The 14160-nt window shown below is 51.4% G+C and carries 5 protein-coding genes; 3 read left to right on the top strand and 2 right to left on the bottom strand.

Going from position 1 to position 14160, the window contains the following annotated elements:
* The first annotated feature begins 2 nt into the window (after positions 1-2).
* Complete coding sequence (locus tag QET93_RS11045; RefSeq protein WP_280132409.1) at positions 3-1283, top strand: hypothetical protein; 1281 nt, start codon at positions 3-5, stop codon at positions 1281-1283.
* 18 nt (positions 1284-1301) lie between these two features.
* Here the strand turns inward: QET93_RS11045 and QET93_RS11040 are convergent, their stop codons facing one another.
* Positions 1302-2363: a hypothetical protein gene (locus QET93_RS11040; RefSeq protein WP_280132410.1), complete on the bottom strand. Its 1062-nt coding sequence runs from the start codon at positions 2361-2363 to the stop codon at positions 1302-1304.
* Positions 2360-3355 carry a hypothetical protein gene (locus tag QET93_RS11035; protein WP_280132411.1) on the bottom strand — a complete coding sequence of 332 codons (996 nt, stop codon included), beginning with the start codon at positions 3353-3355 and terminating at the stop codon, positions 2360-2362. Before QET93_RS11035 ends, QET93_RS11040 begins: the two co-directional genes overlap by 4 nt.
* Before the next feature lie 366 nt (positions 3356-3721).
* Here QET93_RS11035 and QET93_RS11030 point away from each other — a divergent pair, with 366 nt between their 5' ends.
* Both QET93_RS11030 and QET93_RS11025 read left to right on the top strand, forming a co-directional pair.
* Positions 3722-4663, top strand: a complete 942-nt coding sequence (locus tag QET93_RS11030) for a metallophosphoesterase (protein ID WP_322189988.1) — start codon at positions 3722-3724, stop codon at positions 4661-4663.
* A 31-nt stretch (positions 4664-4694) separates the two neighbouring features.
* Positions 4695-14159, top strand: coding sequence for an autotransporter-associated beta strand repeat-containing protein (locus QET93_RS11025; protein WP_280132413.1), 9465 nt, complete (start codon positions 4695-4697; stop codon positions 14157-14159).
* Position 14160 lies beyond the last annotated feature (1 nt).

Raw genomic sequence — 14160 nt, 5'->3', positions numbered from 1 at the left:
CCATGAACTGTATGAACGTGTTGAATCTTTTGAACATGCCTTCCGGGTTCTGGCGTATTGTGGCGGCGGGCGGTATGATGCTGGCCGTGACCTCCTGTTCTGTCGAAAAGATGGTACAGAAGCGTGTAGAGGCGCTTTCTGCCGAGGTGGAAAGGCAACCTGACCTGGATCAACTGCCCGTGCGCAAGGTTTCGTGGAACGACGCTGTGGCTTTTGCCCTGAAAAACAATTTGGAAATCAAACAGGGGCAGTTGTCGATCGACGATGCCGAACGGAGAGTGCGCCGCGTGTACATGGATATGATCCCCGGCGTGAACCTGGATGCCCTGATGACGAAAGACATCGGAAACCTGGGGAGCGTGTCCAGCGATGACATCGGTTTCCATACGAACATCCTCTTCAATCTCCCGTCCCTGACACAGATTCCCATTACCTACTATACGGCTAAAGCATCCGTGTTCCGGGCTAATAAATCCATGGAAATGAAGAAGAGGGAACTCATTTCCAAATTGTATAAAAATGTCCGCAGTCTTGAAATTGCCAGAGCCCGGTATGAACTCTCCAAACAGGAATCGGACATTAAGGAACGGAGTGACGGAACGGTTTCCAATGTCGACTATGAGTGGTGTGAAAAATCCCGTACCCTGGCAATGGAACTGATTTCCCTGATGGGCGACACGCATTACCGCTGGCAAATTGATGAAAAAACCGTACCCAAAGTTTCCTGGGACCGTTATAAGGCGGCATCCGGTAAGTTGGATCATCTCGTTCTGGCGATGATGGCCATGGAGTTGGAGGCATCCCGCCTGAATGTTTTGGGGATCAAGATGAGGTATTTCCCCGAGTTGAATGTCAATTTTTACAGCCCTTCTCTTTTTACGAACACCGGTGGTACGTATGGCGGCTTTTTTGCCGACAGCGGGGATATGTATGTGAATATGAACCTTTCCCTGCAGTTGGATACCAAGCTGAGCGTGTGGGATAACCTTCAGTCGGCCAAGGCATCCCATGCCATCCTGGAAAAAGAGGTTTTCATGAGGGCGTTGGAGCGCAAGGACAAAGTGAAGAAGTTGATGAAGAGTCGGGAAGACTTTGAAGCGTGGGCGTCTTATATCAAAAAACGGGCTGCTTTTCTGGACGCTACCCAGCCATTGTCTGTGGAGGAATACAAGAACAACCAGCAGGAGGTCAGCAAAATGTACCGGGATCTCTATTCCAATCGTGAAAAAAATCTGCAAACGGAAGCGGCCTTGATTATGGAATATGGTTTCCTGACCTACTGATGGTTATTTTTGCAGCGATTATGTTTGCATTTCGGAATTTCGGAAAAAATAGTTTCCGGTTCCTGTCGGGAGTTTGTGAGCCTCCCCGGGGCGATGGCCGAGAATTCCATATTCGATGACGGCTTTTCGATGACTCAGAGAAGAATCCGGGTTTAGAAACCAGCGTGTAATGGCCCAGGCCATGGCAAGTTCGCTGCGGATGGTTTCCGACTGAATTCTGAAATGGCGAAATCCCATGTGAATTAATGTGTCGATTTCCTGTTGGGAGAGGCAGAGCGGCCTGCATCCCGGCGGTAACAACGGAGAGCAGCCTCCTGTCCATTTAGAGAACAAATTCTTGCATTTGGAAACCAGATCCATGTTCCATGGTTCGCGCTTCAGCTTGCAGACAGCCTCCCAGAAAGCTTCCCGCCCCGCCATGGGAAAAATGCCGAGATCATTGACCGTGATCTCGAATTTTTTCTTCTCTCGAAGGCGGGAGAGTAATTTTGCATCCAGAGTATCCCTCGGATCTATGGCAACGCGGTTGAATTTAGTGGCCAGCATATTGTAAAAGCCGGCATCGCGTTTTTTTTCCATCAGCAGACGGTTCATTCCAAGACGAATATTGAGGCCGGGGCATTTCTGCCGCAGATGCCGGGCTAGAAGGTCGCTGGCAACATAGACTCCGTGGAGATGGCGGGCATTGGCGGAGAGCAGTAATTCAAACAGGGCGTTCCCATACGAATCTTCCAAATCCCGTTGCTGGAGCCGTGGATTGTCGAAATTCAGGAACACGCCGGCATTTTCTTCCGAGTATAAGTTCAGGATCGATTCGATGCGGTCAAGGGAAGTATTCTTCCCGGGTTCAAACGGCTCCAGCGTCCATAGGCAGGACGGAGTCAGGGTGAAATTCGGTTTTGCGCCTTCGGGGGAGGAGATCGTGTTGATCATTGCCAGACACATTTCCATTAATGAATCCCAGATACCGGTACCCCCGATTGTCCAGGACGCCGGGGGAAGTGACGGATGGAGCAGCTCTGAGAGTGGACGAGGAGTGACGGGTTCCGGGGAACCGGACAGATTGAATTCGAACTTCATGGCATGGAGGGCTGGGGTAAAGTCTCATGGGGAGGCATGGCGCCGAAGGATTCCAGGCATTTCATGACGGCATAGGCCATGGTATCGGGCGTACTTCTGTCGTCATTCAGCATCAGTCTCAGGATATCCAGGATTTGAGCCCCGGAATGACTGAGGCCGCGTCCCTGGATTTTAAACTGGCGGAATCCCATTTCGTAGAGTCGCCTCATCTCCTGGCGTGAGAGCTGGGTCGTACAGTGAGGACCATTGCCCATCAGAACATCCAGATGCGAACAGGCGTTGTTGAGGCGGAGTTCCTCGAAGCTGTCGCCGTATCCCAGGAAATTGAGGGATGTCTTTGACAAAGAATCATAATGCTTGCGCCGGATGGGGCATTGGCGGGTACAATTCTCGTTGACGAGGATTTCAAATTTGCTTTTATCTTCCAGCTTTTCCAGCAGGTCGTAATTGGTATTGTCATCCGGATGTACCATGACTTTGTCGTATTGATCGGCAAGGCGGAGGTAATAATCCAGCTTGCCGCCTCCTCGTTCCATGGTCACTTTCAGGATGGAAGAGACTGTTTTGAGGCCGGGGTATTTCGTCCGAACGTATTCATAAAACAGATCGGAGGACATGATAACGCCATTATTACCGGTCGGGTTGTTGGCTTCTACGATTTGCAGCAAGTCGTTGCCCAGAGGAAGCTTGAGATGATCCTCATGAATATAGGGGTTGGAAAACGTTAAATCGATGGCTACGTTTCTCCGGAACCATGTGTTCAGGCATTGTTCGATTTCCCGGGCCGAACGGATCAAATGAGGGAGGACGCGTCCGCTGTTCCAGAGCAAGAGAGGGGAACCGTGGACGAGTGTAAATAATTGGATTCCAAAGTACTTCAGAAAATAGTCGTGAATATGCGCCAATTCGAGGTCATTGGAAAAGATTCCCGATACGTCCCAGTGGGCATCGGGCCAGGAAGAATTGAGCAGGGATGGAGGAGACGATGGCACGAGTGGTAAAGGAAAACGGTTGATCCCCCTTAGCATATTTGTCTCTGGCAGGCAATCTCAGGAGATGTTTTTTTCAACCTTTCTCCACCGGAATGTGTACAATTTAATATTCGTGAATTTTGAACATGAATCAGATTGATTGATTTTGAAGATATGCTTAAATTAAAAAATTTATTTATTCTGTTTAAGAATTGCTGCTCGATGACTCATTAATTATCTCTGCATTTAACGTTTTTTTATCGTCAATCATGCTTGAAACAAAATTGCCGGATCTTTACATATGAAGATACTCGCATGAAGGACAAGAATTTGGAAAAATTGAATTCTCCGGAGGAAAAATTTCATTTTCTTTCCCGGCGGAATTTTATGAAAGGCCTCGGAATGGGCGGGGTTGTTTTGCTTTCTTCTCCTATGTCTTTTGCCCGATCAGGCGTTTCTGGAGGCAAGATAACGTTCGGAATTATCTCCGATGTGCATGCTGATTTGCAGCCGGACGCGAAACAGAGATTGGAAATTTTCATGGAACGTTGCATGCGGGTGAAACCGGATTTCATCATCCAGTTGGGAGATTTGCACCATGGCCCCGGGATGAAGGATATGCTGGAGATATGGAATCGTTTTCCCGGGGATAGGTTCCATGTTCTCGGCAACCACGATATGGACCATATGAGCAAGGCTGATGTCGTCCGGGAACAGGGTATGTCCGGTCCATACTATTCTTATGACCGGGGTGGGTATCATTTCGTCGTTCTGGATGCAAACCACTGTGTGAAAGACGGAAAGATGTACGACAACAACCATGGCAATTACTATAGTGCCGAGAAACGCGACATGGTCAGTCCGGAGGAGCTGGAATGGTTGCGGGAAGATCTGCGCAAGGCGGTCAAACCGTCCATTCTGTTTTCTCATGAAGCGTTTGACGATGTCTGGCAGGGAGAGACTTCTCCCAGCAAAATGGATGTTCGCCAAGTGATCCGGGAAGCGAATGGCGGAGGTGGGAAGAAAGTGATTGCCTGCTTCTGCGGCCACCATCACGTGGACCACCACATGGTCATTGAAGACGTTCACTACGTCCAGATCAACAGCGCCTCCTATTATTGGGTGGAGGAGGCTCAGGGGTTTTCCAACGGACACATGGCGGAATACAAGGATCCGCTTTTTGCCTTCGTGACTCTGGATCCCGCCAACAGATTTATCTCGATCAAAGGAGAACAAAGCAAGTTCAAACCGCCGGTCCCCAATGGGAAAACGTGTCCGAATGCCGATAAAATCTTCCCCTGTATCAAAAATAGAAGAATCCACTATTAACTACCTAGATCAACATCAACCAATTTATTATATGAAATTACGACTCCCTCTTACACTCCTCTCGGCTGTCCTTTATTGTTATCATTCTGAGGGGCATTCCGCCGAAGAGACTTTTTGGACGTGGCAGGGCGACGCCGACGGTACATTCGCCGAAGCATCGGGATGGCAGGACAAGAACCATTGGAATTATGCGGATGGAGCGGTTCCTGCGGATATAGAAATGGGCCCGAACTGGAGAAGCAGCGGTAATTGGGGATCAACGGTTCGCTTTAATAAAGAAGGATCGCTATCGTTTGAAAATCTGGATTTGGAAGGATGGGATTTTAAAATAGCCGTCCTTAACGGAGCCAAAATCAATCTGAAAGGGACGATTCAGAAATTACAGGGACCGAATACTGGCATTGATATCGGGGAGAATTCCAAATTGGTATGGGACATGAATATGCCCGGGAATGGTGTCGATTCCGTATTTAATATGTCGGTTCTACCCTACGAGGGGCTCGTCTTCAAACAGGGATGGAAGAGATATGGCGGGGCCGCGAATATTTCTCTGGGAACGCTGGGTAGTATCCATTCGGATGCCAGCCAGACCGGAGGAAACATGACCTACACGTTTCATAATACGACACTTCTCCGGTATGGTGAAGAAGGGTTTAAAAACAATGCCGGTCAGTATTCCGTCAATGATGTTTCCATGGATGGAGATTCCAATTATATCGTCTATTCCCGTCGTCTTTGGTCCGTTGCTGATCAAGTATCTCTGGGGGGAACCCTCGGAACGGAAAATTTCTTCAACCTGACGGATGGAGATATTGCCTTGACGGCATCGTCAACTGCCTTGACTGCCTCGGAAAGTTCCTTGAACAAATTCTACCTGTATCGTGGAGCGGATGGCGGGTTTTATGTGGACTATGCGACGATGATCGGCAATGAAGTCTCCGAGATGGTGATGACGTGGATGGGTGGTACCGCTTCCTGGAATTCGACGGGAACCAACTGGGCTGATCATACTGGAGCCGAGGTGAGTTTCTCCGATGGAAAAATTGCCCTGTTTGATGTCGGTCACGAAGGGACGGTTACGATAGAAGGGGTATTGTCCCCGTCTCTGATGAAGGTAACCGGAGGCGAGTATACGTTTGTCTCCGCTGATGCCGACTCGATGATCAATTTGGCCGGAGGCCTGTACATCAGTGGTTCCGACGATATCCCCACACATGTAACGTTTTCGAACGTTAATAAAATTACAGGTTCTGTGAGTGTTACCAACGCGACGCTAACTCTCGGCAATAATGCTGCACTTCTTCTCGGTAATTTGAGCTTGAATCAAGGTACGCTCAATCTGAATGCCGCAGGATTTGGAGATTTTACTCTCAAGGCGGGCATGTCGGGAACTATTCGATTGGGAGATGGAGCTTCGATGGGAGAACTGCTGGTGACAGGAGGTTCCATACATGGGGCGACCGATTCCCAAGGGACAATTTCGGGTATTCATTTCAATGCTGCCAGCGACAATACCGCTATGGAATTGAGTGGAATTTGGGAGCTTACGAACATGGTGAATATGACACGTGGGCAACTGACCATATCCGGAGATGATACCAAGATTGTGATTAACGATAAATTCGATGTTGGAATGAACAGTTCCGGGACCAATACGATTTTGATGACAGGGGGCACTTTGCTTGTCAAGGGAGGGGGCAACTACGATTCAACAGATTTTTCCATGCAATTGTCCGATTGGGGGAAAACGACGACTTTTACTCAGGAAAAAGGGAATATTCTTCTAAAAAAACAGCTGACGGTTGCTCAGAGTGGTACGGGGGCTTTTGTGCAAAAGGGTGGATTCCTGGGGACAGAGGGGATCAATATGGTGCGTAATGCAGCAACATCGTCCACATTGACTCTTGACGGTGGTACAATGATTCTGGGAGGCATCGGAATTCGAATGAGCGGTTCCGGTGATACGGCGATAACGCTTTCCGTCAATTTAAACGGAGGTACACTTGGAGCTTCGGCTGATTGGGATTTGTCCGTTCCTGCCAACATCGGCGGTTCCGTAACATTCGATACGACCGGCTATACGATTGATGACGATACGCTGGCCTATACCAAGGGAAACGAAGGAAAGAAAATCACTATTTCGGGGAATTTGTCCGGAGTCGGTAAAATTGCAACAGAAGGGGCCGGTTCTCTCGTATTAACGGGTACTAACACTCATTCCGGGGGGACTGTTGTCAAGTCCGGCATCCTCTCCATCAGCTCGATGGATGCCTTGGGGACGGGGATCAGTACGATTTCCCGTGGAGCCACATTGAAGGCTGAAGATTCCTTTGCCGATGCCGCCCTGACTTTGGCCGGGGGCAAGGGGATTGGAGTCGGAGCCGGGACGTCCGGCAGCGCCAATTTGACAATGGGTCTCAATATCAATGAAGGTGGTGTTTTTACGGTCGATTGCGGAGCTCTCGTTGGTCTTGCCGGAACCGATACTCCGTTGCTGGCTGTGACAGGGACGTTGACATCGTCCGGCTCTTCGCAGTTTTCTTTGGTGAATTTCGATGGTAGTGGAGTGGCCGATCTTTCCGGGGAATATATCCTGGCGACTGGAACTTTCGGCACCTGGTCAGACGGTGCGTTGGCATCGGCCTATCTGGATGTTGAAATCTCGCCCTATTATTCCTATGCGGTTTCCAAAAGCGATGGAAAGTTAGTGTTGAACGTAACGTCCAAGGAAGGGATTTTGTACTGGAACAAGGCCGATTCCGGCGTTTGGAAGGATGGAGGAGAAGCTATTTGGGTAAATCGAGGGGGAACGGCCTCAACCTACAATCCGGGTAATTCCGTTGTCTTCCGGGATTTGACGGTTGGAGATACGGGAACGACTCTGACGGTGAATCTGGAGGGAAAGCTTTCTCCCGGCTACATTGAATTTTCCAACTCGAAGGATCACTATGTCCTGACTCAGGGAAGTGCGTCAGGGGCTCTGAGCGGAACGTTCGGCATCGTCAAAAAAGGTTCCTCCTCGGTGACTCTTGCTACAGACAATTCCGGAATGTCCGGGACGATTGATCTGAAAGAAGGTTTTCTCGTAGCCGGACATGTCAATGCGTTGGGAACCGGAACATTGAAATTCAACGGGGGATCGCTTGTCCTTGGTGTCGACAATGTTGCCGTTTCAACCATTGAAGGGGTGGACGTAAAGATCGTCGTCGACGGAAACAACAGTTTTTCCTGGGCTTCCGGCAATGCATCCCTGGCTGATAGAAACCTGGTCAAGTCGGGGGACGGTTCCCTGGTCCTCAATGAAACAGCCTACTCCGGCAAGTTGACCAGCACGGGAGACGGCACCATTATCCTGAACACCAATGCTGCAACAACGATTTCCAATACGGTCGTTCTTTCCGGCAATATTGCCAAGACGGGCAGCGGTTCGTTGACGATAGACTCAAGGACATTCAGCAATTCCCAAAATCTGAATTTTGATGTTCGTGAAGGAGAACTTGTGTTGAAGGGAAATGTTTCTTCCGGTTCCTTCAATATCAATCTTAGTGGTCCCGGTGCCACATTGAAACTTGGGGATGCGGGAGAATCGATTGGCAATGTGAATGGCAAACTGACCATGGGTGCCGGATCCAGGCTTATCCTTTGGAATGGCAATTATTGGGGAACGACGTTTGGAATGGGCATTCAACTCAATACCGGAACGGATGGAATCGCCAATATTGACGGAACAGTCAGTGGCGGGACAACGGTTGGCAAAGCCATTTCCGGCCAGGGTAATTTGCAGGTAAACAATATGAGCGGCTGGTCCAACATTCTGACCTTGCCCTTAAACAATACATACGTGGGCAATACCTATATTGGTACTTCGGAAGGAGGGGGGGATGCAACCAACTTGACCTATTCAGGTGCAGTACCGGGAAGCGGCATCCTGACTCCCTGGGGGACGGGTGATGTCACGATCGGCATCGACAGAACTGTGGCCGACTGGGAGACTGCCGATACAAGCCCCACTCCCGTAACTCTGTCCGCAACGACTACCGAGACTACGGTCTACAGAATCAATAACAACGTGACTCTGCGGGCATTTGGCGGCAAGGCCTCCCTCAAGATGATGGGCAATGGAATTGCTACATTGGGAGGAATGATCTCCATCACGACGGACGGTACTAACACGACGGAAATTACGGCCGGCAATGCCCTGAAGATGGAAGGGGGCCTGTCCGGTGGAGGCGTGTTGGACATTACTCTCAAGGCTCCGGCGGAAGGCAGCGCCATGACCAGCCAATTGGAACTTACTGGTGACAATACCGCTTTCACGGGGTCGTTGAACGTGAACAATGCCCATGTAACGCTCGGATCTGCCTCCAGGAATTTCGGGGGATCGCTGACAACGGGAGGAGGCAATCTGTATATCAGTTCCGGCGGGCAAGTGATTTCCGGAGATCTTGCGCTCGGAACCGGGGGGCTGATTGTGGATTCCACGGCATTGGCTTCCGGATTTGCGGCTCTGACTGTCAGCGGCAATTTGACGACTGATCCCGGTACGTTTTCCCTGACGATCGATAACTCCGGTGGGAAGCTCATCCCGGATGTGGATGGCAAGTATGTGATCCTTTCCAATGCGGGGAACAATTTGTCGACGGACAGCATATCCTGGAAGACGCAGCTTGCCCCCGATATTGCGCGTTTCTATTCGTTCCAGAATATCGATGGAAAACTCTATCTCTCCATCATGGGGCTGACGTCCGTCGTCTGGGTGGGCGATGAGATAACGGGCAACGGTACCTGGTCCAACGGTACGACAGGCTGGATGGATGGCAGTATTGAATACGTCAATAACAAGGCTGTCACGTTTACCGATATGGAATCAAGCCACTCGGTGATTACCATTGGCAGTGAAGGCAAACTGGTTGTCAACCCGGCGAGCATCGCCGTTTCATCGGACGGAACGGACTATACCTGGCAGGGCGCCGGAGCCATCGGTGACCACCCTGATCACGTGACGACTCTGCGAAAGAGTGGCAGCTCAACATTGACGATCAATCAGGGTCAGGCCAATACCTTTTCCGGCGGTACGACGCTGGAGGGAGGGGCCATCGTGCTTCAATCTGTGGGAGGCCTGGGAACGGGGGGCGTTGCCCTTCACGATGGAAACCTGGTACTTGACCGGGCGGGAGAAATCCTGACATCCGGCAATAAGCTGGCGTTCCAGGGAGGTACGTTAGTCTATTCGGCGGGATCCGCTCAAGATACATCGTCCTTGATTGACCTTGATATGTCCACGGATGCCGTCCGGGTGCATGTCCTTCAGAACGGGACATCTCCGCATAGCGTATCCTGGTCCGCCGCATGGAATGCGATCGGCAGGGATTTGATACTCAATAACGGTCTTGAAGAAGGACAATCCGCCGGGCAGCTTAATATTGCCGTGACCGGGAGTTTGTCTTCCGGACTTACCATCGGAGCAGGAACGCTCAAGATTTCCGTGGATGGAGCAGGCACTTTATCGGGGGCCGTATCGGGAAGCGGGACGTTGATGCTCGAATCCCGGAATACAGGGAGTAGCAGGAGTACGGTTTTTGCCGGTGATTACAGTGGCTTTTCCGGTAAACTCGTCCTCATCGGACAGGATCCCCTGACGCGGAACAACCGTTATCAATTCAGCAATACAAGCCTGTTTGATCACGTGTCCGGCATCGAAGTCGATGGCTCCAACCTTTATGTGGAAGGTTCTGGTGAAATAGTAATCGGAGCGGATATGCTCATTCAGCCCGGCGGGGTTGCCTTTGACGGTAATAGCGGTCAGAGTTACAAATTGACAGGAAGCCTGAGCGGAACCGGATCCGTATTTTTTGCTGCGGACGGAGGAATCAACCAGTTGGCATTGGCGGGAGACATCAGCCGTTTCAATGGTTCCATTGCCTCCGGAACGGGATGTATGATCCTCTTGGGCGATGGTCATGATGCCGCATTGACGGAAGATGGATTCCTGACCCGGGCCGCGAGTCTGTACGGAGATGGCGCCTTTGTGTTGGACTACTCCAATGATGCCAGCTTGGGATCCATTGTCTCGGGTACTGCTGCCTTGCGCCAGGCCGGGAATGGAGTTCTCACTCTGACAGGAGCCTGTACTTCGTCCGGAACACTCACGGTGGATACCCGTGCTGTGCTTGCCGATGGCGCCTCCTGGGCTGGAGCGATGACCGGAAACGGAGAATTGACCGTATTGAATTCCCAGTCACTGGATCTGTCCCAAATCTCCGGCAGTCTGAACCTTGTCCATGGCGGCAGCGGCGTTCTCTCTATCCATACGGCTTCTCCCGGAGATTATACGGGTCATGTATCTGTGTCCGGAGGAGGAACGCTGGATCTTGGCGATCAGGCCTATAGCAATGCCATTACCATGGTGCATGGTATCCTTGCCAATGCCGGGCACGCAACCAACCTCCATATCGACGCGACCGGGCATGTGGACATGGGAGGCATTGACGGCAGCATGATCAAGAGCCTGACGAGTTCGGCGGGCATCATTTCCAACATCAACGGAAATATCTCCCTCGGATCGGCAACCATTGGTATTGGTGAGGAGAATATGGATAGTATATCCCATTCCGGGACGGCTGCCGTTGAGTTCAACCAGACCGACAGTACGCTGACACTAGACCGGTTGACTCTGGATGTAGTCTCGATTGAGTCTTTCCTCAAGGATCACCGCGATGAGTACAAGGTTCTTGTTACGAACGGTACCCTGGCCGGAGCGGTTGCCGAAGATACGGATAACATTGCCTTTACCCCTTATCTTGCCGATCTGGGATACGACCTTCTCGAGGTGAGCGGCGGCTACGTTTCCATCGACGGCCGCACGGTTGATACTCCCTTTTCCGTCCTTTCCGACGAAGAAAAGACCATCAAAAACCCTATTTCTCTGGAACGGTATCCTTCCTTGTTTGTGAATGGCAAACTCCATATAAGGATCAAACCTGATCAGGAAATTGTCTTCAAAAAACTGCAGAGCGATTCCTGGGCGACGGAGGCATGGATTGATTTGGGGGCCGATTCCTCTATTACCGTCGTATTAAGCAATGACGGGCTTGATACGAGCTATGCAGGCAGTATAACCGGTTCTGGCAGTATCGTCAAAACGGGAGGCAATTCCCTTGCCATTGGAGGCAATGTCTCTGCCAATGGAGGGGCCGTCGATATTCGGGAAGGGAAACTTTCTATAGGCGGTTTATTTTCCACGGATGAATTGACGGTTGCGTCGTCCATGTCCGGCAAACCGGTTTCCCTCTCAATAGGAGGCGCGGCGAGCGTGACGGGGACAACAGAGGTCGGTCGCGATGCTTGGCTTGTTTTGGGCGGTAATCTGGATTCCGGCAGTCTCCGATTGACCGGCAATGGGAAGATTTCCCTCCACCAGGCCGATATCATCCTGCACGATGAAGCCGGCAGCAATGTGATCGGTTCCGGGACATCCATTTCCGGCAGTGGTTCTTTGATCCTTGCCAATGGCAGTTCTCTGACCGTATCGGGCGGTTCGTCTATCGATGCCGGCATTATCTTTGAGCTGGGCCGGAATTGGACTCTTCGTGCCGATTCGGATATTTCAATATCCGGGCTTGACGGTGACAATACCTTGTCAATTTCCAATGAATCCGTCGTGACGCTTGCAGGAGACAAGGATGCCGAATTTACCGGAACCCTGGATGCCGACAGCTTGGGCAGTATCGTCAAGACAGGCGGGAGTCGGCAAATCCTGCGCGTTTCCGCCAAGGGACTGAGCCTTGATACCCGCAATGGAGTGATGGAAATCAATCGAAAGAACGTCACTGAAAGCATGCCGGCATTTGACAGGTTAAGTGTCGGCCCTCTGGATGACGGACATGCGGAACTCCTCCTTCGTACGGATACCAAGGCAACCGGACTTGTCGTCCGGAATCATGGCGTCCTGACTCTGGGTGATGCCGATGCCGACAGGCAATATGCTCCCGTCTCTCTGTTTGTGGATGGCAATGCCGTATTTGAAGAAGGTTCTTCCCTGAGCACGATTGTTCCCAATGAGAAAGGCGGCGTTGCGGCAACGGGTACGATTACTTTGCCGAACAGCATGACTGTCAACCTTGTCAATAACGGATCAGGCAGTATTGCTACAGCGGATGACCTTGTGGTCATGATGGCCGGAGAAGGATTGATCAACGCCGGAGGTGAGGCTCTACTGGCTGGAACAGGTTTTTCCGATTGGAAGGTAACGTTGGAAAAGAGCATTTCCCTTTTCTACTCGTCCGCCAATATCCATGTCGGAGCCGACGGCAAGTCCCTGATGGCAACTCCGGTATTCAACAAGGTCAATACTCTGGAGCAATATGCCAAGAGCGACACGGCCCTGGCCGGAGCCAACATGCTTTGGTTCGCGGGCATTCAGGCGGGAGGCTCCAATCTGGACAATCTGCTCTCCTCCATTATGGATGATATTAAAGCCGGCAATGGCACCTCGGCCAGCCGCTCCATGGCTGCTTCTGCAGGCAGTACTGTTACGTCCATGAACGCGGCGCAGATGGCGGACTTCCGATACCAGCAGATGCTTATCCGCAACAGGATGACGACCATGGGACTGAATCCGGATTACAATTACGAGGGGGAACTCCCCCTATTCAATGCATGGATCCAAGGCAACGGCTCTTATAACACGCTTAATGGTGATGGGGATTTTGCCGGGTACCAGCTCAATACCTGGGGAGGAACGGCTGGCGTGGATGTCAGCGTCTCCGGAGAGCTGACGTTTGGAGCAGCCTTTACGGCATCCTATGGAGACCTGGATTCCACGGGAGCGGACTCCCTTACCGGAAATCTGGATAGTTTCTATGTCAACCTGTTCGCCCGCTATCAGCACAAGAACTGGGGACACAACTTCATGGCTACCTGCGGTCAAAATGATATCTCGGTTACCCGAAGCGTCCGTTTCGGAGCAGATTCCTACGAAGGGTCTGGCGATACGAACGGCAGCAGCTGGGGGGCCATGTACGAGGTGACATACGACATCGCTTTAGATGAGAATCACTCATCCCTCCTTCAGCCCCTGGTCAATGTGAGTGTCGCACACGCCGGCATTGATGCCTACGAGGAATCCGGTGCCGGTAACGCCGGATTGAAAGTAGGGGACATGAAATGGACTACGGCAACTATTGCCGTCGGTTCCCGCCTATTGGGGTTGATTGGCAGCAACGTGTTCGGCCGTGAAACGTTGGGTGAACTCCGTGTGCAGGTGGCCCAGGACATAGGTGACGACCGTGGAGAATCCGATGTCTCCTTCCTGGGTAATCCGGGATATGGACGTACCGTGAAGGGGGCCGACATCGGAAAGACCGGCTTACAGGTCGGGGCCGGACTCAGCTTGCCGACAGGCACTAATGGAACGATTTTTGTGGAAGCCAATGCGGATATCCGCAGCGGGGCCACTTCCGCGAACGGCAGCTTAGGCTACCGGTATAACTTCTGAT

Origin of the sequence: Akkermansia sp. N21116, assembly GCF_029854705.2 — a bacterium.
Lineage (GTDB): Bacteria > Verrucomicrobiota > Verrucomicrobiia > Verrucomicrobiales > Akkermansiaceae > Akkermansia.
Note: the sequence above shows the minus strand (reverse complement) of the source record. Positions and strands in the feature narration are given on the sequence as shown.